At 46.3% G+C, this 23,274-nt stretch carries 23 protein-coding genes; 5 read left to right on the top strand and 18 right to left on the bottom strand.

Annotated elements, in window-relative coordinates:
- Nucleotides 1-28: 28 nt before the first annotated feature.
- From BN6539_RS05460 to BN6539_RS05445, 4 genes are all read right to left on the bottom strand, one after another.
- Nucleotides 29-640, bottom strand: coding sequence for an ABC-2 transporter permease (locus tag BN6539_RS05460; RefSeq protein ID WP_067534846.1), 612 nt, complete (start codon nucleotides 638-640; stop codon nucleotides 29-31).
- 1 nt (nucleotide 641) lies between these two features.
- Nucleotides 642-1,496, bottom strand: coding sequence for an ABC transporter ATP-binding protein (locus BN6539_RS05455; protein WP_067534845.1), 855 nt, complete (start codon nucleotides 1,494-1,496; stop codon nucleotides 642-644).
- 86 nt (nucleotides 1,497-1,582) lie between these two features.
- The gene (locus BN6539_RS05450) at nucleotides 1,583-1,960 is read right to left on the bottom strand and encodes a GntR family transcriptional regulator (RefSeq protein ID WP_067534842.1); all 378 of its coding nucleotides are present in this window, start codon (nucleotides 1,958-1,960) and stop codon (nucleotides 1,583-1,585) included.
- Nucleotides 1,961-2,707: 747 nt separating this feature from the next.
- Entirely contained in the window at nucleotides 2,708-3,070 is a 363-nt protein-coding gene (locus BN6539_RS05445; protein WP_067534839.1) for a VOC family protein, read from the bottom strand.
- 113 nt (nucleotides 3,071-3,183) lie between these two features.
- On the opposite strand from BN6539_RS05445, the gene BN6539_RS05440 reads away from it, so the two are divergent.
- A complete protein-coding gene (locus BN6539_RS05440) occupies nucleotides 3,184-3,984 on the top strand; it encodes an EcsC family protein (RefSeq protein WP_242869376.1) in 801 nt (266 codons plus the stop codon).
- A 14-nt stretch (nucleotides 3,985-3,998) separates the two neighbouring features.
- Here the strand turns inward: BN6539_RS05440 and BN6539_RS05435 are convergent, their stop codons facing one another.
- Entirely contained in the window at nucleotides 3,999-4,883 is an 885-nt protein-coding gene (locus BN6539_RS05435; protein WP_067534832.1) for a LysR family transcriptional regulator, read from the bottom strand.
- A 154-nt stretch (nucleotides 4,884-5,037) separates the two neighbouring features.
- Here BN6539_RS05435 and BN6539_RS05430 point away from each other — a divergent pair, with 154 nt between their 5' ends.
- The 4 genes from BN6539_RS05430 to BN6539_RS05415 all read left to right on the top strand — a co-directional run bounded on the left by BN6539_RS05430 (nucleotide 5,038) and on the right by BN6539_RS05415 (nucleotide 8,918).
- Entirely contained in the window at nucleotides 5,038-6,411 is a 1,374-nt protein-coding gene (locus BN6539_RS05430; RefSeq protein ID WP_067534830.1) for an FAD-dependent oxidoreductase, read from the top strand.
- A gap of 36 nt (nucleotides 6,412-6,447) precedes the next feature.
- Nucleotides 6,448-7,743, top strand: a complete 1,296-nt coding sequence (locus BN6539_RS05425) for a YjiH family protein (RefSeq protein ID WP_067534827.1) — start codon at nucleotides 6,448-6,450, stop codon at nucleotides 7,741-7,743.
- Between the two features lie 84 nt (nucleotides 7,744-7,827).
- Nucleotides 7,828-8,433 (top strand): lactate utilization protein, encoded by a 606-nt coding sequence (locus BN6539_RS05420; RefSeq protein ID WP_067534824.1) that lies wholly within the window; start codon nucleotides 7,828-7,830, stop codon nucleotides 8,431-8,433.
- Nucleotides 8,434-8,435: 2 nt separating this feature from the next.
- The gene (locus BN6539_RS05415) at nucleotides 8,436-8,918 is read left to right on the top strand and encodes a GNAT family N-acetyltransferase (protein ID WP_067534821.1); all 483 of its coding nucleotides are present in this window, start codon (nucleotides 8,436-8,438) and stop codon (nucleotides 8,916-8,918) included.
- Between the two features lie 9 nt (nucleotides 8,919-8,927).
- Here the strand turns inward: BN6539_RS05415 and BN6539_RS05410 are convergent, their stop codons facing one another.
- The 13 genes from BN6539_RS05410 to thiD all read right to left on the bottom strand — a co-directional run bounded on the left by BN6539_RS05410 (nucleotide 8,928) and on the right by thiD (nucleotide 23,144).
- Complete coding sequence (locus BN6539_RS05410; RefSeq protein ID WP_067534818.1) at nucleotides 8,928-10,916, bottom strand: flagellar export protein FliJ; 1,989 nt, start codon at nucleotides 10,914-10,916, stop codon at nucleotides 8,928-8,930.
- A gap of 2 nt (nucleotides 10,917-10,918) precedes the next feature.
- Entirely contained in the window at nucleotides 10,919-11,785 is an 867-nt protein-coding gene (locus BN6539_RS05405; RefSeq protein ID WP_067534815.1) for an ABC transporter ATP-binding protein, read from the bottom strand.
- A gap of 8 nt (nucleotides 11,786-11,793) precedes the next feature.
- Nucleotides 11,794-13,200 carry a hypothetical protein gene (locus BN6539_RS05400; RefSeq protein ID WP_067534812.1) on the bottom strand — a complete coding sequence of 469 codons (1,407 nt, stop codon included), beginning with the start codon at nucleotides 13,198-13,200 and terminating at the stop codon, nucleotides 11,794-11,796.
- Between the two features lie 545 nt (nucleotides 13,201-13,745).
- On the bottom strand, nucleotides 13,746-15,116 hold the full coding sequence (locus BN6539_RS05395) for a PhoH family protein (RefSeq protein ID WP_067534809.1): 1,371 nt from the start codon (nucleotides 15,114-15,116) through the stop codon (nucleotides 13,746-13,748).
- A gap of 77 nt (nucleotides 15,117-15,193) precedes the next feature.
- The gene (locus tag BN6539_RS05390) at nucleotides 15,194-16,546 is read right to left on the bottom strand and encodes an MATE family efflux transporter (RefSeq protein ID WP_082907464.1); all 1,353 of its coding nucleotides are present in this window, start codon (nucleotides 16,544-16,546) and stop codon (nucleotides 15,194-15,196) included.
- Between the two features lie 208 nt (nucleotides 16,547-16,754).
- Entirely contained in the window at nucleotides 16,755-17,558 is an 804-nt protein-coding gene (locus BN6539_RS05385; protein WP_067534803.1) for a hypothetical protein, read from the bottom strand.
- The gene (locus BN6539_RS05380; RefSeq protein WP_067534800.1) at nucleotides 17,551-17,778 is read right to left on the bottom strand and encodes a helix-turn-helix domain-containing protein; all 228 of its coding nucleotides are present in this window, start codon (nucleotides 17,776-17,778) and stop codon (nucleotides 17,551-17,553) included. The genes BN6539_RS05385 and BN6539_RS05380 overlap by 8 nt, the downstream gene beginning before the upstream one ends.
- Nucleotides 17,779-17,787: 9 nt before the next feature.
- Nucleotides 17,788-18,666: a hypothetical protein gene (locus tag BN6539_RS05375; RefSeq protein WP_067534797.1), complete on the bottom strand. Its 879-nt coding sequence runs from the start codon at nucleotides 18,664-18,666 to the stop codon at nucleotides 17,788-17,790.
- Between the two features lie 178 nt (nucleotides 18,667-18,844).
- Nucleotides 18,845-20,077, bottom strand: coding sequence for an MFS transporter (locus BN6539_RS05370; RefSeq protein ID WP_067534794.1), 1,233 nt, complete (start codon nucleotides 20,075-20,077; stop codon nucleotides 18,845-18,847).
- Between the two features lie 165 nt (nucleotides 20,078-20,242).
- Nucleotides 20,243-20,386 (bottom strand): hypothetical protein, encoded by a 144-nt coding sequence (locus BN6539_RS22705; protein WP_207645079.1) that lies wholly within the window; start codon nucleotides 20,384-20,386, stop codon nucleotides 20,243-20,245.
- A gap of 133 nt (nucleotides 20,387-20,519) precedes the next feature.
- Nucleotides 20,520-21,053, bottom strand: coding sequence for a nitroreductase family protein (locus tag BN6539_RS05365; protein WP_227142425.1), 534 nt, complete (start codon nucleotides 21,051-21,053; stop codon nucleotides 20,520-20,522).
- Between the two features lie 83 nt (nucleotides 21,054-21,136).
- Complete coding sequence (gene cytX / locus BN6539_RS05360; protein ID WP_067538101.1) at nucleotides 21,137-22,342, bottom strand: putative hydroxymethylpyrimidine transporter CytX; 1,206 nt, start codon at nucleotides 22,340-22,342, stop codon at nucleotides 21,137-21,139.
- On the bottom strand, nucleotides 22,335-23,144 hold the full coding sequence (gene thiD, locus BN6539_RS05355; protein ID WP_330385056.1) for a bifunctional hydroxymethylpyrimidine kinase/phosphomethylpyrimidine kinase: 810 nt from the start codon (nucleotides 23,142-23,144) through the stop codon (nucleotides 22,335-22,337). Before thiD ends, cytX begins: the two co-directional genes overlap by 8 nt.
- Nucleotides 23,145-23,274: the final 130 nt, after the last annotated feature.

Raw genomic sequence — 23,274 nt, 5'->3', positions numbered from 1 at the left:
GGAGGGTCTTTGATAACGGAAGATGGGACTAGTAGCGTTTGTTGTTGTATAATTTGACAGAAATCGCCATGGATATCAATAGCGCTGCAATGGCAATCGCCACAAGCCCTATCATGAGCAGATTCTCGTCCATCTGCCAAAGGGGGCTGTCAACTTCTACGGTGCCTACCACGGCTACTGCAACAAAGACAGTAAGCAGTATATACACCATCCGTCCCCGCTCTGCACCCATTTTCATGATAATGGGAAGATTGACAGACATGAGGATCATGGCTGCAGCGGCTACAAGAGGCACAATCATCAGTTCCTCCTGCATGAGCACAGACGATTGATTTTTGACAGCCGCCGTTACGATAATGGCCAGCACTTCAACCACACAGACCACCAAAGTGAACACCATGCCGATGACGTATTTAGACAAAGCCATATCCCTTTTTTTGTACGGCATCATATTTGCGTAATAATCCCATTTCGCCTGCTCATCAAAGGCTATAGCCGTGATTGGCAGCATTGACGCATACATGATTGCAAACCCCCGTGTAAAGGTGTTCGGTATCACCGCCATAGCCAGCATCAATATGCCAAACAACTTCATCTGCTTCAGCAGTACATAGGAATCTTTTAATACAAGTCCTCTCATTTTATTTATCCCCTTTCACCATATATAAAATTATGTCTTCAACGCTTGCCTTTTCAATGTTGAAGGAGTTTGAAACCAGGTTTCTTTCAACCAGGCACTCAGCGCCATAGTCACTAATCCGCTTGCCTTTGACCGCCCCCGACGGAATATCTGCCAGCTGGCTTCGGGAACACCTGATGACACCGTATTTCTCCAGCAATTCATCTTTTCCCTCGCAGAACAACAGCTTTCCTTTATGAATAAATGCCACATAATCACAGAGTTTCTCTAAATCGCTGAGAATATGTGAGGAAATCAGAACGGAATGTTCTGGATCTCTCGTAAAATCGTAAAAGATTTCAAGGATTTCATCTCTCACGATGGGATCCAGTCCGCTGGTCGCTTCATCCAGGACTAAAAGCTTTGGATCGTGGGACAGTGCCACTGCGATCGCAAGCTTCATCTTCATCCCCCTGGAAAACTCCTTAAACGGTTTTTTCTGCGGAAGATCAAACCTGTGTATATAGCCAAAGAACACTTCTTCATCCCATCTGGTATAGGTCGCTTTCATCATCTTGTTGACTACTTCAGCGTTGATGACCATAGGAAAATAAGCTTCATCCAGGACTACCCCGATATCCTCTTTCAGTTCTGCAAAATCTCCGGAAGCGTTATCAACTCCCATGACGGAAATCTCTCCGCTATCTTTCTTCAAGGAGTTCATAATCAAGTTAATCGTTGTGCTTTTCCCAGCTCCATTTTCTCCTACCAGCCCCAAAATACAGCCTTTCGGCAAATCAAAACTGATATTGTCCAATTTAAAACCTTTAAACTCTTTTGTCACATTTTTTAGTTCTATCGCATTTTCGTATCCCATTACTATTCCTCCATATGATGGTCTGTCCCGCAAGTGAAAGGCGCGGTATGGCAGACTTTATGCTGTGAGAGCCCTTGCTCAATTGACTACGCGTTGCCCGCAGACATCAATCGAAACATCTCAATCAGTTCATCACTGCTCAAGTTACATGACGCTCCCAGCGCTAAAATCTCTTCCATCAGAAGCTCGATTTTCTTGAGATTCCCCTCTCTGATGAGTTCCACGTTTCTTTCTGCTACAAAGCATCCCTTTCCAGCGACTGTATATATGAACCCCTCTTGCTCAAGTTCGTCATAGGCACGCTTCGTCGTAATGACACTGATTTTCAAGTCCTTTGCCAGTGATCTGATTGACGGAAGAGCGTCCCCTTCTGCCAACTTTTCAGAAATAATCTGATTCTTGATCTGTGTGCAGATCTGTTCATAGATCGGCTGACTGCTAGAATTACTGATAATGATATCCAAAGTTTGGCCTCCTTTGTCGTTTCACTGTATATATACAGTATATATAGATATAACAGTTTGTCAATATGTATTTTTGATTTTTTCGCCTGCAGGCGTCCAGAGCTCGAGTCGGTTACGCATCGGCTGGGGTTCAGACCGGGTCTGTTTAACAGAAACAGTGTTTTTCGCCGATTCTGCGTAACGGCGGACGCCAAGGCTCGGCTCGGTTACGCATCGGCTAGGTTCCAAATCGGGCCTGCGTAACAGAAATGGCGTTTTTCGCCGATTCTGCGTAACGGCGGGCGCCAAGGCTCGGCCCAGTTACGCATCGGCCGGGGTTCAGACCCCACCTGCTTAACAGAAACAGTGTTTTTCGCCGATTCTGCGTAACGGCGAGGGTTAAGGCTCGGCTCGATTACGCATCGGCCGGGTTCCAGACCGGATCTGCTTAACAGAAACAGTGTTTTTCGCCGATTCTGCGTAACGGCGGGCGCCAAGGCTCGGCCTGGTTACGCATCGGCCGGGTTCCAGACCGGATCTGCTTAACAGTAACAGTGTTTTTTGCCAATTCTGCGTAACGGCGGGCGCCAAGGCTCGGCTCGATTACGCATCGGCCGGGGTTCAGACCGGGCCTGCATAACAGAAACAGTGTTTTTTGCCGATTCTACGTAACGGCGGGCGCCAAGGCCCGGCTTTTATTCAATATAAAACCCCGCCGACCTTCCAGTTTGACTGGTGTTCAGCGGGGTCATCACATTCTATCGTTTTCTATCTGGTAGGAATAATCTCCATCCAATATCCATCCGGATCTTCAATAAAGTAGACTCCAAGATTGGAGTTGTCAAAGCAGATGCAACCCATCTCTTCGTGATACTTCTTGGCAGCATCAAAGTCGTCCACTCTAAAGCCGACATGAATTTCATTGTCACCCAGGTCATAAGGCTCTTTTCTGTCCGCATACCAGGTCAGCTCTAACTGACACGGATTTCCTTCCGTTCCCAAGAACACAATTTTATAGTCGTCGCCTTCCATGCGCCTGATCTCCGAAAGCCCAAGGGCCTTCTCGTAAAACTCTATGGATTTTTCTAAATTTAAAACTGTAATACAGCTGTGATACATCGTAAATTTCATGTAAACTCCTCACTTTCTGATTAATATAATGGTAAAATGAACGTATTCATCATACTTCTCTATTCCGCAGGGAATGCATATGATATCTTATCACAAAAAGGGGGTTTATACTAGTGAAAATCACACCGAGGGAGAAGGAATGGAGCAGGCTGCTCAAGCAAGAACAGACCTTTCTTGAGAAAGGAACTCGCAAAAAGGACAGCAAGTTAAACCAAATTCTTGAAGACAAGGTTCCCGAAAAATTACAGGGCACCCTCGATGCCGCCTTTGCGAAAGCTTTTGAAACGATCTTCGAAAAGGGCACGGGCGTGCTAGAAAAAACATACAAAAAAGAAGAACTGGAGAGACAGTTCAAGATCAATTCTTATGCGGTAGAACTGAAAGAGGACAAGAAATCACTGCGAAAGTTTTCCAGGAAAACCGATACGGCTAACACAAAAAATCTGCTGCTTTCCAGCGTTGAGGGGGTAGGCCTGGGAGCCTTGGGCATCGGACTTCCCGATATCCCTGTATTTGTCGGCGTCCTTCTCAAGAGCGTCTACGAAGTCGCGCTGAATTTTGGATACAGCTATGATACCCCAGAAGAGAAATATTTCATACTCAAAATGGTTGAGACAGCTTTATCTTACGGTGATGATCTGGCGCAAGGAGACCAGCAGCTCAACGAATTCATTGAACAGTCCGCCTGGCCTCAAGATTATGATCAAGGCCGACAGATCAAAATCACTTCTGCAACCATGTCCAAGGAGCTGCTTTATCTCAAATTCCTGCAGGGGATTCCCATTGTTGGCGCAGTGGGCGGCGCCTATAACACCATTTATCTGCAGAAAGTGCTCAAATACGCGAAACTAAAATATCACAGGCGTTTTCTGACTGACAATGAAACGGATCCTTTTCCAGACGATGCCTGCTGACAAAATTGTCGTAATCATTTGCCAAAGAGATGTATTTCCTCAAGGAGTATCGATAACACTGGATTATCATTGTTTCCTCGCCAAGAAGCAACCCGTGTCACAGTATTTCCTTTCGGCATCGGGAAAAATCGCAGTTTAGAATCCGTAAACCAAGTGTTCTGATTCATGAAAGCAAAGCCTTCGTTCAAAACCAGCAGCAAATGCAGAGTGGAATAACGGTCAATCAATTTGATTTTCGCGGGATTAATGTGATTCTCTCTGCATTGTTTTTTTACAAACCATGCTCCAGAGGAAACCACGCCGCTGCCAACAATCAGCAGCGTATGATTGTTCAGTTCTTCAAAATCCATCTGATCAGAAGCACACATCTCATTATCAGCGGAAACAACGATGTAACTTTCCATTTCTTTTATCACCTTGACCTCTAACGCGTTGTAGTCAGCAGCATCAAAGTATAGGGAAAAGCCAAAATCAATTTCGCCAGTCTCCAGCATTTTCAGCAATTGGTTATATGGATGACAAGCGATCATCACTTCAATATTCGGATATTTTTCCTTGAATCGCTTCAGCTCGTACACTAAATCTTCGTCCAAATTCTGGCCTTCCTGCAGACCGATTCTGATTGTTCCGATTTTCCCTTCATTTGCCAGCTTTGCTTTGTCCATCAGGTTTTGAAAGCTGGTGGTAATCTTTGGATATCCATCCAGCAAAATTCTTCCAGCCGGTGTAAGCGTCACACTATGTTTCGTGCGATAGAATAATGTAATTCCCAGTTTTCTTTCGATATCGCCAATTCTCTTTGTCAAGGCCGGCTGAGAGATATACAGGTTTTCAGCTGCTTTTGTGTAATTGAGACATTTTGCTACTTCTCGAAAATACACATAATCTTTTTCGTTCATAAAGTTCACCTCTGAGGTCATCATAACATAACCCGGTCAGCCCTTCAATTAAAATAACTAAAAAGTTATAATTATATGATTTTTTTAGTATTTCCCATTATCACCACTTTGCTTTATATTTTAAATTAGGAAAGAAATCAAGGAGGAATTTTTTATGGAAAAGTATTATTTAGAAGAAGAACGAAATATTGAAATCTTGGAGGAGGCCGATGTACTAGTCGTAGGCGGCGGGTCAGCTGGAAGTGCTGCTGCCATTGCCGCCGCCCGGGCCGGTGCCAAGACTGTGCTTTTGGAGAGATATGGACAACTGGGCGGAATGCCTACCGGAGGCGAAGTGATCTTAATCCCATCCATGAGTGCAGGAAAAACCATTATGATTCGCGGTATCATGCTGGAAATCATGGAACGTCTTACAGCCCTTGGAGGCGTCTGCGGACCTGACAAATCCATTACCGGTTCTACAGATTCATCCCACATGGAAAAATGGAAAAAATATTTCAACATGACTTGGAACAACGAGGTATGTTATGGAGGATATGTAGACCCCGATCTGATGAAAATCGTTCTCTCTCAAATGATAGAAGAAGCCGGTGTCAATTTATACCTCCACAGTCTCTGCTGCAGAGCGATCACGGATGCCGGTACGGTTAAAGGGGTATGCTTTGAGAGCAAGGAAGGCCGTAAGGCAGTCATGGCGAAAACGGTGATCGACTGCAGCGGCGATGGAGACATCTTCGCATCGGCCGGCGCTGAGTTCGAAATTGATTTGTCAAGCATGCAGGCAGCTTCAAGAGACACAGACATCCTTCACGATGTCAGCCGAACGGCTTCACTGGCTCTGGTATACAGATTCGGTGGTGCAGACTATGAACGTTATGCCGATTACGCAGCAACAAACCCGCAGCAGCTAAAAAAACATGAACAGAATTTACAGCAAATTGCAGGATACGCCCTGAAAATATTCCCAACATCGAGAAATGATGTTGTTTGGGTAGATAACTGGGTTCTCGGTTACAGCAGTATCAAAGTAAAAGATATCACTGCCGTTGAAACTTTAGTAAGAAGAACCATTGTCGATGTCATGGACTATATCCGCACAAACAAAATTCCCGGATTAGAAAATATCTGGCTTTATGACACCGCGCCACAACTGGGAACCAGAGGCAGCCGCCGGATTCTTGGTCTTCATCATCTGGAAATGGAGGATCTGTACGGCCAAAAGGAGTGTGACAATCACATCGCTGTGATTCCCTCTACCGTCAATCCCGCTATGCCCCAGGTTCCTTCAAAAATCCCATACGGCGTACTAGTTCCAATAACAGTAGACGGACTTTTAGTCGCCGGAAGATGCTTCTCTTCGGAACTGACAGTCAACAGCATGACGAACTTGGTTACACACTGCTTTGCATATGGACAGGCCGCCGGAGTCGCCGCTGCTGTTGCTGCTGCAGATGATGTGAAAGTGAGAGATGTAGACATAAAAAAGGTACAGACGCAGTTGAAGAAGCAAGGCGTCTATCTGGGATAACACTCTTCGGAGTATCCCAATAGAAAGGAGCACATAATGGAAAGTAAATATCAAAATATACTTAAGTTTTTCATCGGAAGTGGTGCAGGTCTGATTCTATTTTTCGTCCCTGTCACAGTAAACGGCCGAAGTTCAATTTTAATCGATCAGTTGGTTACTTCGATTTCCACCAACCTGCCCACAGCAGCCCTGGCTGTCTCCCTAGCGATCATCATCGCCGGCGCGATCCTGCCCTTTATCAACAAAACCTGGAACAGATCTGCTATGGATGTGATCTTTACCCTGTTAAAATTTATCGGTGTCTTGTGTGCTGTCGCAGGAGCATTTTCCTTATGTTCAGAAGCAGTCAATACAGCAGTCTTTGAGATGCTGTTTCCAAAGGTAATCATACCTGGCGCTCTGACCGTACCGATCGGCTGCCTGCTTCTGACTTTTATCACGGACTACGGAATTCTCGACTTCTTTGGCGTCTTGGTCAGACCCATTATGCGACCGCTGTGGAAGCTGCCAGGTCGGGCGGCAATTATTGCTGTAGCTTCCTTTATTGGCAGCTTTTCCGTAGGTATCGTAGCTACGGATAACCTCTATCGTGAAGGAAAATTCACACACAAAGAAGCGGCAATCCTTGTAACCGGGTTTGCTACGGTGTCCATGCCGTTCCTGGTTATCGCCGCCAATCTGCTGGGACTGATGCCCCATTGGGGTCTCTTCTTCTGGTCTGCTTTGATCATCACCTTCTTGACGACAGCTATCACCGTGCGTCTCTGGCCTCTTTGCAAAGTGCCGGAAACCTGCTGGGAAAATGCTGAATACGTAGAAGAAGCCCACGAAAAGGGCAGCCTGCTGAAGCAGGCTTGGCAGGCAGGATTGATCCAGGCACAGAACGCTCCGAATTTATTTGCCAGTCTATGGGGCAACTTCAAAGGCGGTATGATCGCCATAATGAATCTGCTGCCTTTGATGATGTCTTTGGGTACCATCACCTTGCTTTTGGTCAATTTTACTGATGTCTTCGACTACATCGCCTGGTTGTTTTATCCATTGACCAAGCTGACCATGATTCCTGACGAGATGGCAGTCGCCCAAGCTGCCGCAATCACTGTAGCAGAACCGGTCACTTCCATGGTCGTTGCTTCCAGTGCAGCTTCCATCGTATCCCGCTTTGTCGTAGGCGTGCTTGCAATTGGCGAAATTGTCTTTTTTACAGGTACAATTCCCTGCATCCTGCCAAGCAATATCGATGTCTCGCTAGGAAAACTTTTTATTATTTGGATTGAACGTGTGGTTTGCATCGTTGCACTGGCATCCATCGTGGGACATCTTTTCTTATAGGCAGCATTCAATTGCAGCCAGGCCTTGGTTTATGGTATACTTAGATAATATATAACTGCTATATATCCAAGGAGGTAAGAATCGATGAATCTCACAAAAACAACGCAGTCTCTGGAAAAGAACGGCTACAAAGTCTCGGTCTTTCAAACACTGGAAGAGGCTGATCGCTATCTCAACCAGCAGATCGACAGCACTACCGTCGGCATCGGCGGTTCTATGACCATGGAAGAAATGGGTTCTTTCCAAACCCTGTCGACCCACAACGAAGTCTATTGGCACTGGCATCCTGCCGATGGTTTGACGGCAGAAGACACACGAAAAAAAGCGATGGACACTGCCATCTATCTTTCATCGGTCAATGCCATCAGTGAGGACGGCGAAATGGTCAATATCGACGGTGCAGGCAACCGTCTGGCCTCTACCCTTTACGGTCACGAAAAGGTTTACTTCATCGCGGGCACCAACAAAATCGTCGAAAACCTCCATCAGGCCATCGACCGCGCCCGTAATGTAGCCGCACCTCTCAATGGGAAACGGCTGGACTGCAAGACCCCTTGCGCAGTCAAAGGAAACCGCTGCTACGACTGCAATAGCGAGGAAAGAATTTGCAATGCGATGGTTATTCACTACAAGAAAATGATGTCATCTGAAATGGAAGTCATCTTAATCGAAGAAAGTGCGGGGTATTAATTATGGAATTGAAAATCAGAAAAGCGCAAATCACTGACCTGGACAAAATTTCAGCAATTGAAGCGGAATGTTTTCCGCCAGAAGAAGCTGCTTCAAAAGAGAAGTATACCTGGAGGCTTGCCAATTATCCCGACTACTTTATCGTCGGGGAAGCAGAAGGAGAGATTGTAGGTGTTGTCTGTATGATTCCCATGGCGACGCCCGTCATCGACGATGACATCTTTGAAATGGAAAAGGTACCCATGGGAACAGTGTGCGCGGTGCTATCTGTCATGACAGCCGCCGCCTGGCAAAAGCAGGGTGTTGCCGAACAAATGCTCAATGCTGCCGTAGAAACTGCCAGGCAGTTAGACATGACCTCCATGGCTTTGACATGCAAGGAGCACTTGATTCACTATTATGCCAGGTTCGGCTTTGAGAAACAGGGAATATCCGCCTCCGTCCACGGCGGCGCAGTCTGGTATGACATGGTCAAAACGCTGTAATATCCAGAATCACAAGCCACAATAAAACCATACTGCTGCGGAAGGAATCAGAAAGATGATACCTCCCAAAAAAAAGACCGTACTCTCCTGCCTGCATTTCCGAGACAGGCAGAAAATAAGTTGTCCGGCAAAGACAGCCGACGCTGCTTTTAACAAATAAATGACACCTAAATACAGCCCTACGGATACCGGCCATTTAGTCTGCGAAAAGATCATCAGACTCCGCAAGCTGTAATTAATTCCAGACAACGAATAATAATCTGCAATTTGCAGCGGTCTCCATATAAATACAATTGCCGCCGCAGCGAAAGCATACGCCGTGCACAACTTGAATTTTACACGGTTCACGGCGTTGCTTCCCTTTGCAGAGGGCCGAATCAGCAGTTCTACAGAAGACGTCTTTTCAATGGTCCCCAGAGTTGATAACGCAAGCAGAAGTATCAAGAACAGTTTTGCAAAATCAAGCACTTCTGCCTGCCTTCCTTCCGGCCCCAAAAGCTGGTTCCATCCTGTTTGATATAGATAAGCAACGTTCTCATCCTTTACAAACTGTTCCTGCAGATATTGATATTGTTCTTTCGCTCTTTTAAAGCCATTCAATTCGGCTTGTTCCGGTGTCAGTTCGGAAACATAATATTCCAAGACGGCAGAGCTGATTTCTCCCTGCTCATGGCGCTGGTACTGTTCCTCAAGCTTCACTGACAAAGCTTCAAATCGCTCTTCTTCCGTTTTTATCCATTCAGCCTTCTCCTCTGATAGCTCTCCCTCGAGAATCTGTGAATACTTCTGATAATATGCCTCCTCTTTGTCCGTAAAAAATGGACTATCCCAATAAGAGATTACCTGTATCACAAGAAGCAGCGCCAGAAGAAACAATCCCCGCTGCATCAGGAATAGCTTTTTACACTCCCCCTGAAGCAGGCTGGCAGAAAGTTTCGTCGTGGATTTTTTCCTATTAAAAGGATGGAGCCACTGGTTTTTCTTTGCTTCAACGGAAGCTTCTGACGAGAACAGCCTTACTGACAGCAGCAGTGAGACCACGACTGCAGTAACCACTGTCAGAAGGCCCGCAGTTACGGAAGAGACTGGGATTCCGAAAAAATTAAAATTGATGTAGTCATTAAAATAATGTGAAGTATCCATGATAGCAGCCAGATTCAACTGGCGAATCGGACTGAGCCAGGAATAATCCTCTATGCTCAGCCATAGCAGCAGCTCACCGGTAAAAGCTGTCACAATGCACAGTATCGAATAGACCTGATTGCGGCAGCAGATACAGAAAAGAAAAAACACACTGCTTACAGCCGTCACAGCTATCCACTTACAGAGAAGAAACAGATAAAAATATGTATTGATGCTGATTGCGAAAGGGCTTGCCATATATCCGTCCAATGACTGGATGGCAGCATCTCCCCTTCCCAACAGATCCATGGCGCCTGCCACAAGATAATTGGTTCCATAAAATAAGACAACAAGCAAAAACACCACAGTAACTAATGTCAGATACTTGGCCCCGATCAACCGCCCTCTGCCATTTTTTGTCGGCTTTATTAAATGAAGCAAGCCTTCTGCCCGTTCCTGCAGCATCAGCCGAATCAGTAACGCAATGACAGTAAGAAACAGGAAGACATCTGTCATGTGATAGTCCGTCACGTACCGCATTCCCGTCGGATAATCCGTTTCCGGCCGTATACCGTGAAGACGGCTGTATACACTTCTCGTTTTTTCAAGACTTTCCCTGTTAAAATAGCTTCCATTAAAGACGGCCGCATCCTGCATTTTCTCTGCTTGCTCATCAATACTCTGCAGAAAGTCTACGTAAGAAACCGGTTCAGCCTCGTTTATTATCCATCTGTCTATATTTTGATTTTCATCGAAATCTCTTGTAATCTGATTAGACAGCAACACGCCGTTTAGAAGAAACACCAGCGGGAGCAATATCAAGAGAAACTTCCACTGAAAGAGTTTCTTCCATTCACCTGTTATCAAATTTGCCACAATTAAAGCCCTCCGAAATAATATAGGTATACATCTTCCAGAGACGGTCTGACTTCTTTGCAATTCCACACGGGATCAGGATTTTCTGTGATAATCCTGACAAACAGCTTTTCCTCCAGCTGGGAAATCCCCGCAATGCACCAGGCAGACGGCAGGCCGCCGTACTGCTCTTCCGTCAGTTCCGTCTCATATACCAGTGAGCGCATGTGGTTTAGAATCTCATCCTTGCGTGCTTTTCGGAGGATCTTCCCTTCCCCCATGAGGATAAGCTCCTTTGCAATAAATTCCACATCTGAAACTACATGGGTAGCGATCAGAACAATCTTATTGACGGCAATACGCGAAATCAGATTACGGACCGCGATTCTCTGCTTTGGGTCCAGTCCTGCCGTCGGCTCATCTAAAATGATGATGTCAGGATCATTTAGAATCGCCTGCGCGATCAAAAGCCGCTGTTTCATACCGCCGGAAAGGGTTTTGATTTTACTTCCGGCATATTCTGAAAGCTCCACCATTTCTAATATGGCGGGAATCTGCGCTCTGGCTTCCTTCTTTTCCATTCCTTTCAAAGCTGCCATATAGTCCAAGAATGCTCTAACTCTGAAGGCCGGGTATAAAGCCTGCTGCTGAGGCATATATCCCAGTATTTTTCGGTAAGCTTCCCCCATCTTATCGACATCTTCGCCATCAAGGCAGACCTTGCCGCTGTCCGCTTTTAAATTTCCTGTCAGTATGCTGATCAGCGTCGATTTTCCGGCGCCATTGGGTCCCAAAAGTCCATAGATTCCCGGCGTAAGGGAAAACGAGACGCTTTTCAGCGCCTCTTTCCTGCCATAATTCTTACACAATTCTTTCACTTCAAGTTTCATGGTATCTCCTAAAAATACTCATCCAGTTCCTTCAATCTGACGGAACCTTCAAAATCCCCTTTATAATAGTCCTCCTTGTCCATCATATACATGGACTTCTTTGTGTCGTCTGCGGTATAATAGAGAAAAGAACGCTTCGTTTCCCCTACGATTCGGTACGGGACATTTCGCTCCGCCTCATACAGCAGCTCCTCCTTTCCCGTTTTCAGAGAATACCTGTAATAGTCAGCTTTGCCGTTTGGTTTTCTCTTCAAGAAAAGCAGCGTGTCTCCTTCTATGATGCTGCTGACATCTACCCCGCCTGCATCGAAAACATAGCCGTTCTCCAGGTCAAGCAACAGTTCTTTTTGATCCTTTTTCAAATCCCATCGATAAACCCGGTTCTTTACAAAACCAAGATATCCTTCGTCTTCAATCATTTCTTCTTCAATTTCTTCTGTGATCAAATCGTCTTCGTACAAACCACTGATATAAAAAGGCGGTACAAAGGCCCTTACTTCACCGTCCTCGTTTCTGACTTTTTTCAGGAAACCTTTCTTTATTATACTGGTATCTTCCTGTTTTAAATCGAAGAGAAGGTACCGATACCACTGGGGCGTTTCATCAAAATACCAGTCCTGATAACCTTCATAAGGATCTTTAGCTTTCATAATCCGGTCATTTTTTGCAAAAGCGCCCTGTTCATACTGCTCGTAGAATTCTCTTTGTGTCAAAGGCTGCTCCTGATACCCGCAAACTTCAATGGCACTGTGATTTTTTGAGACTGCCTCAATGAAACACTGCACTGGTTCCTTCTGTCTCGGCGTGACCTCCGTGATTTCTCCCGACTGCAGGTCTACTGCGATACACTGCTGAGTCTGTATGTCCTCTTCATCGCTGTCTGCCGGGTTATAATGCCAGTTTAAGATCGTAATCACTTTATGCCCCGCATAATATGTAGACGACAGATTCAAATCCGCCTCCCACTTTCCCGGTGCACCGTCACCCCGATCAATTTCTGTAATAACCTTCCGATGGTTCCCATCCAGGTTCATTTGAACAAGCTCGTATACATTCTTCTCCGAATTGCTGATAAGGCAATAAAGCTTCTCCCCATATTCTGCGAGACCCAAGGCTCCACGATAACCTTCATACCAGCCGCTGCAGCTGTCGTCGTTATGCCTGCAGTTAGCTCTGCTGCAGATGACATAATCTTTTCTCGATTTATAATCAAAAAAGAGGAGGTTCCCGTCTTTTATACGCAGCACGCCTGTCTCTCCTGCCGAAAACGTTAGAGAATCATTAGCGCCCTGCACCACTGCATCTGTCGAGGTTCCTGCTATATCTACAGAGAGGGATGCAGGCTGACTATAGGAATAAATGATATAACCCAAGACACAAAGCGCAAGTATGCCAATTATAATTACTTTTTTCATAGGTACCTCCACAATACAATGACGGCTGATTCATGGTACGCTCTCCCGCCAATGCCCTACATCTGGGTATAAAAACTTCCTGATCCGCCTTCGCAAGAGAACTTATGCGTACTGTGCAGGGTTATAATATAGAAATCATAGGAATCCGAGGCAGTAAACGTTCCCGACACGCCTGTCTTGTTGGCACTTTTAGTGAACTGATTGTCCGAGGCTGCCCCTGTAAACCGAACACGTCCAACCTCTGTCAATTTCTTTTGCCCCGCACCCTTATCTCAATAAACACTCCAATTAATTTTATTGCACTAGAATTATTCCGCAATACATGTTTATGTAATACATATTAATATTATGTCATTTCAATCTCAACAGGTCAATCGTTTTCAAAATATTCGTTCATTTCTTTTCTGCAATAATGCTATAAGTAAATGTAAACATAGGAACACTATGGTAAAAGGGTTTGTGCTGCAGAGTACATTGTAGTTCATATTTACACAATGGCTGAAGTCAAAAGCAGCCCATCAACATCTGATGGACTGCTTTTTCCATTACAATCTTTCTGCTGCGTCAGTCGCTAAATTCGATCGTTCACATTCATCGGCGGTCATGGTAATCTGACAGCAGTACTTGCTGCCTTTCATATGTTCCGCCGCATAGCTGAGACCGTTGGTTCTCTCGTCAAGAAACGGTTTGTCAATCTGGAAAGGGTCGCCCAGCAAAATAATCTTCGTGCCCCTGCCTGCGCGAGTAATAATGCCCTTGATTTGATTCGGCGTCGTATTCTGGGCCTCGTCAATGATTAAATAGGTTTTTACGATGGAGCGGCCTCGAATAAAGTTCAAAGCTTCCGCCTGTATAATGCCTCGGTCAAAGACTTCATCCACCTTACCGCTCAGCTCCAGTTCATTTTTGTAGCGTTCCTCCTCATCAGAGTCAATCAGCTGTTCCAGATTGTCGAGGATCGGTCTCAGCAGCGGGGCAATCTTATCCTGTTCATCACCCGGCAGAAAGCCGATCTCCTCGTCAAACTGCGCGTTGGGCCGGCTGACCAAAATCCTTCGGTATTCCTCTTCTGTGCTGTTCAGCGCTTTCTCAAGGCCTACGGCCAAAGAGTAAAAAGTTTTAGCTGTTCCAGCCATGCCTTTTACGATGACCAACGGCGCTTTCTCACTGGGCATCATCAACGCTTCCTGCAGAAAATACTGCCCTGCGCTTCTCGGCTCCACGCCGTACGGTTTTGCCTTCTTAAATTCCAGGGGAACGACTTTGTTTCCTTCAATTCTACCCAGCTGCGTTTTCTTTCTCGACTGATCTGCTTTGATGATGACAAATTGATTCTCATATAGTTCCGGCTGCCTCCTCTGACCCTCTTCATCGACCAGGTAAAGGACGTCTTTTGCCATGCCTTTTTTCGAAAAATAGCGAAATTCTTCTTCCGGAGCAAAACATTCAATTCGACCGGTATACTGATGCTCACCGCGGACCACTTGTTCGCTTTCGAAATCCTCGGCGGGGATATCGATCATGGAGGCTTTTACCCGCAAAACTATATCCTTCGTGACCAAAATTACATTCTCTCCGCTATCGCAAAGAGCTTTACAAACCCTGAGAATGCGATTATCTGCCTTTGAATCCGGCAGTTCCTCCGGCAGATCCACATTGACACAGTTGGATTCAATGCGCAGTCTGCCGCCGTCCTTCAGCTGCACTCCGGTCAAAAGATCACCTGTCTGTCTCAAGCTTTCCAGCTCTCTGATAGAAGCCCTGGCATTGAGACCTTTTTCGCCCTCAGCTTTCTTGAGTCCGTCTAATTCTTCTAAGACCATCAATGGGATTACCAGGTCGTTTTCTTTAAATCTATAGATTGCATCCGGTGCCTGTATCAGCACATTGGTATCTAAAACATAAGTTTTTTTCATCGTCTATTCCTCCCTCTGCACCTCTTGCATGTACCTGCTCTTATCATGACATATGCCTCAGCGCTTTTCCATTAAGTTTATGTTAAATCTTCCTTCGGCATACGTTTAAAGAAGTCCATAATTAAGGGAACGGAAATCATTGCGGTGATGAGGTCCGCCAAAGGCTGTGCAATCTGAATGCCGCGCAGTCCAAGAAACTGCGGCAGAATCAGAATCAGAGGGATAAAGCAGATGCCGCTTCTCATTGCTGCCGTAACTGTCGCTCTTGCCGCATGGCCCGTACTTTGAAACAGCATGTTGGCAGACATGGTAATTGGCGCCAGCATAATGGCCATACACTGCATTCGAAGGGAAAAAGTGCCGATAGCGCCTACCCCTTTTTCGTCACAGAAATGATTGATGATGTAATCCGATGCAGCGATACAACTGAGAGACAGGACTGCGATGGCCGCAAAACTGATGACAAAAGTAATCTTGCAGCTCTTTTTTACACGACTGTACTTCCCAGCTCCGTAGTTAAAGCCTGCTACCGGCTGAAATCCCTGACCGATGCCGATGCCAATGCTGAAAATCGTCATGCAGCATCTTCCCACGATGCTCATAGCTGCAATTGCCACGTCGCCATAAAGGGCGGCCTGTTTATTGAGCAGCATGGAGGAAACACTGTTCAGACTTTGACGTACCAAACTTGGAAAGCCGGTTTTGAGGATGTTAAGATAATCGTCACGTCTCTTCGAAACGCAATGAATAGAGATTTTACTCTGGGTCTTTTTTCTGAGAAACATGCTCAGAAGAATGCTGAAGCTGATGCACTGGGATAGAGCCGTGGCGATGCCCGCACCCATGATTCCCATATGGAAGACAAAGATAAACAGCGGGTCCAATCCAATGTTCAGCAGCGCCCCCGTCAAAAGCCCAATCATCGCCAGGGCGGCCCGCCCTTCGTAGCGCAGGATGTTGTTCATCACATAACTGGAAATGTAGAGAGGCGCAGCCGTGAGAATACACATGCCATACGCTTTGGAATAAGGTAAGATAGTCTCCGTACTTCCCAAAAAGCGGAGCAGCGGTTCAAGAAACAACAGTCCAAAACAGCTGATCAACAGCCCTGTCCCTATTGCCAGAAAGAAACTGCTGGATGCAAAGCGGCCTGCGCTTTCCACATCCTTAGCACCTAGTTTTCTGCTGATGTTGCTGCCCGCGCCCTGTCCATACATGAAGCCAAAGGCCTGTAAGACAGCCATGAGGGTGAATACGATGCCCGTCGCGCCGCTGGCGCTGGCGCCCAGCTGGCTGACAAAATAGGTATCGGCCAAATTGTAGAGACTGCTGATCAGCATGGTGATCGTCGTTGGCACTGCCAGACTGACAATCAGCGGCGTCAGAGGACTTTCTGTCATTTTTTCATATTGTGTTATATTCTTTTTCATACTTTTATTCATGTTACTAGTATACCACTTTTTGACTTAGTTGGGACTGTCCGAGCAGAGATGTTTCTTATAAAAGAAAAATCTGCTGAATGTCAGATTTACTATGCAAGCATGCCGCAGCGGCTGTTGCCGCGATAGTTTGCGGCAAGCGTTAAAAAAGGAGCCTGCCTCGTGGCAAAACTCCTCAATTGCGGTTTTTGTATCTATTTTAAACAATTGTAATATCTTTTATGATGATGACGCCGTCTTTTTTCGTATGGCTGTATTCGATGGTATCACCTTCGCAGATTTTCCGTTCCACCCTTCCTTTGGTATAGTACTCAACCATGATATAACTGGCGTTTTTCAATTTCTTGACCTGCTTTCTGATGGAATCCGCATTCATCGCCGTTGTGCTTATCACATTGTCCCCTTTGTCAAACTGCTTGATGACGATTTTCTGTAAATTGGGTGCGCTCTTCATGTTGATCTTATAGCTGAATTTTTTTAATTCACCGTGCTTGGTCTTAAAGCCCTCACTGGACTCATATTTCATGTCCTGGTACAATGCATCTCCTTCTTCGTCAAATTCTGCACTGCAGCCAGTCTGCCCCGGCATCAGATAGACCTTGCCATCGGAGGTCTGATAAACAGCGTTTGCATACATAGAGTGCTTCTTCCCGCCTTCCACATACAAGGTGCCCTCCAGGCTGAACTGATCTCCGCCGGTTATTTTGAGCTCCCTGATTTCTCCATCGCTGACTCCGCTGACCGCATCGTCGTACATTTTGAAATACATGCCATACCCTTTTAGATCCTCAAACTGATACGTGTCGCCCTTCTCTTTACCGTAGATTGGTCCTCTCTCTCGGCCATGCTCATCTTCGCTGCCTATATAATCCAAGGTCACAAAGAATCCAATCAATAGATCTTCGCTGGTCTGCCCTTTTTCCTTATCTGCCAGCCTGCAGCCGGTTAACAGCGATATCATCAGAACCAGACTCAAGGCTGCCCAATATCCTTTTTTATTCATCTTCCTCTTCCTCCAATACGCCGTCAAATTTGAGAATATCCCCCACATCACAGTGCAGGAAATAGCAGACTCTGTTTATGGTGTGAAAACGAATACCCTTGGCCTTACCGCTGCGCAGGATGGACAAATTGGCTTCCGTAATGCCCACCAGTTTACACAATTCCTTCGAAGTCATGTTATTCTTCTTCAGCACCTCGTCCAAATAGATTTTGATTGCCATCGTCGCCTCCTAGATTATCATATCGTTATCTTCCTTCAAGGCCTTGTCTGATGCAATGAACTTTGACAGAAGGAGGACGGCGATACACATAGCGATGGAAAAGAGAGGAATATCGACTACATAATTCGCTTTGTATACTTTTGTCCAGATCAGAAATTGAGACAGATTTACAGCGATGGAAGTTATTATCATCACGGTGACGGAGATACGGCAAATCCGGCTCAATTTTTCCGCTGCAGAAATGGTCTCCTGGCTGTACCTGTCTGCCCGCAGCTGATCGACCATTTTGATGGCGTGGACGATGACGAAGATATTTAAAACCGAGGGTATCTTATCCGCAAAATATTTAATCCATAGAAACACCGTTGTATTGTAGTCGCTGTTTAAAAGCTGATCCACCTCCCGAACGCCCCTTGCGGCTGGTACCACCTCTGTAAAGATACCTAAAACAATTTCGGCAACGATGGTTACGGCAACTGCAGTCAAAATTAGCTTCAGATACTTTGCCAGCTTCTTCTCATCAGTGCCCACTGACGCCTTCATGCATTTCAGCACTGCATAGCCGACCACCATAGACCAGAAGGTCATCGCAAGAGCCCCGCCTTTGCCAGGCATCGCTCCATAGAGATTGCTGTTGACATAACCGGGATTCACCATCAAGTACATCATGATAAAGAGCATCACCGACATCATAATCAGAAGAATATCGATAGCATCGGGTTCCTTCTTCTGTCTGGCAACTCTATCAACCAAATAAAGCACTGGCAAAATAGAAATCAACAGATAAATGATCATTGCCGCAATGTTTCCCGCTGAACTGGCCAGTGATAACGCGCGCAAGGCTTCTCCAATCTGTCCGAAAGGAAACGTAAAAATATCCTGATTCATGGTGACCTCCTGTACATCAATTATTGTTTTACGATAATTGTTAATTTAAGAATACCACAGAATTATTGTTTGTCAATAATTTTTTCTTCGCATTGGTATAAAGACAACAAAAAACGGAGCAGAAATCCGAAAAATTCAATTTCCCTCCGTGTTACATCGTGTTGAGACAGTTATTCTCTTAGCTCAATCCTTTGCCCTTTTCGTTCTCTTGTTTTTTTACCCGATCTACTGATCCGATGATAATTAAAGCGCCGATGGTTGTGACGACGGTTGCAACCAAGGTCAGCATCTTTGCACCGCTGATATCCAGAATGATGCCGCCGAAGAGACTGGAAATCATCGTAGTCACAGTGACCATCATGGTGAACAGCGCCTGCCCTTTGACGGCTTCTCCTTTGCTCATCATCTCGTCGATGAAATGTACCATAGCAGGCAGAAACAGGCCGAAAGAAATCAGTTGGAACAGCTGTGCAATATATACCATAGTCACGGTAGTAGCAATATAACACATGGCAATTTTGACGACAAAACCTACGGCTGATACTTTCAGCATCAGCTGACAGGTGAAGCGTTTGCGCAGGTTGTCAAAGCAGAACATGACCGGTATTTCCAGGAAGGCCATCAGGGAGAGGATCCTTCCCATATCTTCGCTGTCGCCTCCTACGTCGGATACGACCTGAATCATATAGTTATTGAGAATCTGATTGCTGAAATAGACACCGATGACGCCGATGTTCACTACCAAAAACATCTTGTTTCTCTTGATAAAGTCAACCAGATTGATTTCTTCTACAGTCTCCTCTTTTAATTTGACGTCGATGACGCCCTCCTCTGTGTTGACCGCCTTTACCTTGTTATATTGTGACTTAGTCAAAGCCAGGCTGATGAGCAGCATGACGAGAACCACTTCACCGGTGATGGGCATGACCATGACGCCATAAGTTTCTACCATGGTACCCAAAACGCCAACTAAAGCCGAATACGCCAAAGAGCCCACGCCTCTGGCTACGCCAAAACTGATATGTATGCCGCATTCTTCCAGCTTAAAACTCAGTGAATTGATCAACGGCTGCAATATGGTATGCCATGCGATGAGCATGAGAAAGATCAAAGACAGAGCAAGGGTCTTCTTTTGAAGGACACACAGTCCCGCCATCATCAAAATCATGATGATGGTCATCAGCTGAATAATCCCAATCAGTGTTATCTTCTTTGATCGATCGGCAAAATCAGCGACCAGCGGCTGCAGAACAACAGCTACTACGTTTGCCACAGCCAGTATGACCCCGATTTCGGAGTTAGAATAACCTCGCGCTAACAAAAAAACCGATGCAAAACTGCCTACAACTCCATATATCATCCAATACGTCCCCTGTGTACAGGCGTATTTAAAATTGAGTAATTTCCCCATGTCCTTCCTCCGGTTGCTCCAAAATATTCCTACCTAATGATTATACCAGTCTGCGCTGGTTTTGCAAAGGGAATTTGTATGAGGGGGGACGGCCAACACAAGAATACATCTTCCGACTTTATTTTCTTTTTTCTTATTCTGTCGTTTTTCTGTTTTGCTGCCTTTTCAATCACGAGTACGCTTTCTGATTTTTGAAACTGCAGAATCAATTCCAAAAACAACTATGAGAGCGGCACGCAGTGCTAAAATAATTTTCCCTTCCGTAAGTAAGTCGTCCATCGGAAAAACACTCATCTTATAATTCATCATACGCATAATCATAATCTTTCATCAGAGTAGAACCTTTAGGTAAGTCAAAATCAAACCTATACTTATTTGATGCAACGCCACTCTTAATGTTCAAAAGCGCCACGAATTCTCATCCGCAGCGCTCTTCTCGTCATTACCTCACATATTCTACCTGGATTTTGTCCATGGTCAATTCTCTCTCTTCCGGCTCTTTCACCGGGTAGCCCAGTATGATGCCCGCACAAGGGACGAACCCTTCCGGAACTTTCATGGCTTCACAAAGCTCCTTGTTATAGGTGATGGCTTTGATATTCCCTCTGATGTAGCAGGAGCCCAGACCGATATCCGTAGCTGTGATGGCCATGTTTTCCACAACACAGGACGCGTTGCACATGGAAAGCTCCACGTCGTCCGCTTTGCCGGAAACCAGAATCAGCGTCGGCGCGCCGTATAGAGGATGCACGTTGGGATCGCCAAAGAACTTGCTCCCCTCCGCATCAATTTTGTCCAGCAGCTCTCTATTCTGAATGACTGTGAACTTCAGCGTTTCAAATTTCCCCATGCCTACCGGCGCAGCATTGCCACACTGGAGCACAATGTTCAATTCCTTTTCTGAAATTTGATATGGTTTGTATGCTCTGCAGGAGCATCTTCTTGCAACAGCTTCTTTCGTTTTCAAAAAAATCATCTCCAATCTTTCCTCATGGATTCGTAGTTCGATATTCTCTATTATACACCTTTGAGACAGGCTGTGCAGTTTTTTTGTTGCTCTTATGCCGCTTTTTCTCCATCCGACACGGATTTTGCTGCCCCAGAAGGCAGGACTTTGTCTGCCACTACCGCGAGAACCAGGGTGATCACGACCGCCGGCAAAGTGTTTCCGCAAGGAATATCCACTGTCATCAGATATCTGTAAATGACAAAGCCGCAGGCCCACACGACTAGATTGCTCCAGTTGAAGCTCTCTTTGATGTGGTTATGACGCAGCACAAAGAAATCCGCAATGAGGATCGCGATCATCGGCGCAAAGACTGAACCGATCAGATAGAGGAAGTCGCTAATGTCGTCCATCGGGAACAGAATCGCGCAGATGGTTCCCAGGATGGTCACAGCCACGGCGATCCACTTTCCGTTCCATCTGGCAAAGATGGACTCCGCAGAAATGCCGGCAGAATAAGCGTCCAGGAAGGTGGTCGTCACCGTGGAGAATACGACGATCAAAAGCCCTGCGATGCCCAGGCCCGCTTTGACCATGATCTGTGCGATATCGTATTCGCCCGTAAAAATCGCCGCTCCCATACCGATGACATACATCCAGGTGCTGACTAGTCCATAGACTACGGTGCTGGTCATGGTGGCGGCAAAAGGCTTCTCCGCCTCCCTGGTGTAGTCGCTGATCAAAGGCAGCCAGGACAGCGGCATGGCAACGGCCAGCTCCACAGCCGCGCCAAAAGACAGGCTGTCATTTGGCGCCATGGCGATGCCGCCCGCGTCAAAGAAGATGACCTTGCAAAGTACCAGGGTCAGAACAAACAAAGCAGCCATAGCCACGGTGTTGATCTTGCCCAGGTTGGTGATGCCGATCATAATCCAGAGGATAATCAGCACGCCGATGACCAGGCACCAGATCCAGGCTCCTGTATGAAGCACGCCGTTTGCCGCCAGGGCGCCATCGTAAATCATGATAGCTGTCCAGCCTACTAACTGTAAAACATTCAATATGGAAAAGAGCAGACCGCCCTTGTTTCCAAAACTCATCTTTGCTGTCTCCATGGCGCTTTTTCTCGTCTGCGCACCGATATAACCGGCTAAAAACAGCATCACGCAGCCGATGATATGACCGATCAGGATTGCTAGCAGGCCTTTCGAAAATCCCAGCGGCGCAAAGTAGGTGCCGGTAAGGATTTCTGCGATGGAAACGCCTGCCCCAAACCAGATGAGACCGTTAGCAAATATCGAAGTCCTTTTCTCACTCACAGACATCACCGCTTTCAAGCATATAGGCGTGATCCATCGGACCGCAGCCCTGCCCCAAGTCCAGCATCGCGGAGAGAGCGCCAGAGATATAGTCCTTCGCCTCTTTAACCGCCGTCTCCAATGGCAATCCCTTGGCCAGACCGGAAGCAATGGCGCTGGAAAGGGTGCAGCCCGTTCCGTGTGTATTTGGATTGTCGATTCTTTGGCCGTAGAACCATTTGCTTTTTTGTCCGTCAAAGAGCAGATCGTTGGCGTCGCTGATCTGGTGGCCGCCCTTGCAGAGAACACTGCAGCCATACTTACCGTAAATTGCCGCTGCCGCTTTCTCCATGTCAGCTTCAGTCTCAATGTTCATGCCTGAGAGAACCTCAGCCTCTGGGATATTGGGTGTAATGACTGCAGCAAGCGGGATCAGTGCACTGCACAGCGTCTCCACCGCATCGTCAGAAATAAGCTTTGATCCGCTGGTGGCGACCATGACCGGATCGAGAACAATGTTCTTTGCCCCATACTGCCGCAGTTTTTCTGCTATGGTTTCAATCAAAGTCTTGGAAGAGACCATTCCGATTTTTACTGCATCCGGATAGATATCAGTAAACACGGCGTCCAGTTGTGCTGCCAAAAACTCAGGAGTTGCCTCCAATATATCACTTACGCCGGTCGTATTCTGGGCAGTCAGTGCGGTGATTGCACTCATGGCGTATACGCCATTTACAGTCATCGTCTTGATATCTGCCTGGATGCCGGCGCCTCCGCAGGAATCGCTGCCTGCGATTGTTAATGCTGTCTTCTTTTTCATCATTCCTCCATAAGCATTAATTTTATAATGGCGCTTGCCACAGTTTGTGCGGAGCCTAACCGCACAAACTGATGGAAGGCCTTATGCAACTGTTTCCCAAGAACACGAGGTCCTGCCCATGTGTGATTGGCGA

The organism is Emergencia timonensis (assembly GCF_900086585.1).
Lineage (GTDB): Bacteria > Bacillota > Clostridia > Peptostreptococcales > Anaerovoracaceae > Senimuribacter > Senimuribacter timonensis.
The sequence above is the reverse complement of the archived record's forward strand: the minus strand, read 5'-3'. Positions and strand labels throughout refer to the sequence as shown.

Bases quoted from the DNA above. Each gene is read 5' to 3' on its own strand.
- BN6539_RS05460 (WP_067534846.1), bottom strand. From the start codon at position 640: ATGAGAGGACTTGTATTAAAAGATTCCTATGTACTGCTGAAGCAGATG.
- BN6539_RS05455 (WP_067534845.1), bottom strand. From the start codon at position 1,496: ATGGGATACGAAAATGCGATAGAACTAAAAAATGTGACAAAAGAGTTT.
- BN6539_RS05445 (WP_067534839.1), bottom strand. From the start codon at position 3,070: ATGAAATTTACGATGTATCACAGCTGTATTACAGTTTTAAATTTAGAA.
- BN6539_RS05435 (WP_067534832.1), bottom strand. From the start codon at position 4,883: ATGAACGAAAAAGATTATGTGTATTTTCGAGAAGTAGCAAAATGTCTC.
- BN6539_RS05430 (WP_067534830.1), top strand. From the start codon at position 5,038: ATGGAAAAGTATTATTTAGAAGAAGAACGAAATATTGAAATCTTGGAG.
- BN6539_RS05425 (WP_067534827.1), top strand. From the start codon at position 6,448: ATGGAAAGTAAATATCAAAATATACTTAAGTTTTTCATCGGAAGTGGT.
- BN6539_RS05420 (WP_067534824.1), top strand. From the start codon at position 7,828: ATGAATCTCACAAAAACAACGCAGTCTCTGGAAAAGAACGGCTACAAA.
- BN6539_RS05415 (WP_067534821.1), top strand. From the start codon at position 8,436: ATGGAATTGAAAATCAGAAAAGCGCAAATCACTGACCTGGACAAAATT.
- BN6539_RS05405 (WP_067534815.1), bottom strand. From the start codon at position 11,785: ATGAAACTTGAAGTGAAAGAATTGTGTAAGAATTATGGCAGGAAAGAG.
- BN6539_RS05400 (WP_067534812.1), bottom strand. From the start codon at position 13,200: ATGAAAAAAGTAATTATAATTGGCATACTTGCGCTTTGTGTCTTGGGT.
- BN6539_RS05395 (WP_067534809.1), bottom strand. From the start codon at position 15,116: ATGAAAAAAACTTATGTTTTAGATACCAATGTGCTGATACAGGCACCG.
- BN6539_RS05390 (WP_082907464.1), bottom strand. From the start codon at position 16,546: ATGAAAAAGAATATAACACAATATGAAAAAATGACAGAAAGTCCTCTG.
- BN6539_RS05385 (WP_067534803.1), bottom strand. From the start codon at position 17,558: ATGAATAAAAAAGGATATTGGGCAGCCTTGAGTCTGGTTCTGATGATA.
- BN6539_RS05380 (WP_067534800.1), bottom strand. From the start codon at position 17,778: ATGGCAATCAAAATCTATTTGGACGAGGTGCTGAAGAAGAATAACATG.
- BN6539_RS05375 (WP_067534797.1), bottom strand. From the start codon at position 18,666: ATGAATCAGGATATTTTTACGTTTCCTTTCGGACAGATTGGAGAAGCC.
- BN6539_RS05370 (WP_067534794.1), bottom strand. From the start codon at position 20,077: ATGGGGAAATTACTCAATTTTAAATACGCCTGTACACAGGGGACGTAT.
- BN6539_RS22705 (WP_207645079.1), bottom strand. From the start codon at position 20,386: ATGATGAATTATAAGATGAGTGTTTTTCCGATGGACGACTTACTTACG.
- BN6539_RS05365 (WP_227142425.1), bottom strand. From the start codon at position 21,053: ATGATTTTTTTGAAAACGAAAGAAGCTGTTGCAAGAAGATGCTCCTGC.
- thiD (WP_330385056.1), bottom strand. From the start codon at position 23,144: ATGATGAAAAAGAAGACAGCATTAACAATCGCAGGCAGCGATTCCTGC.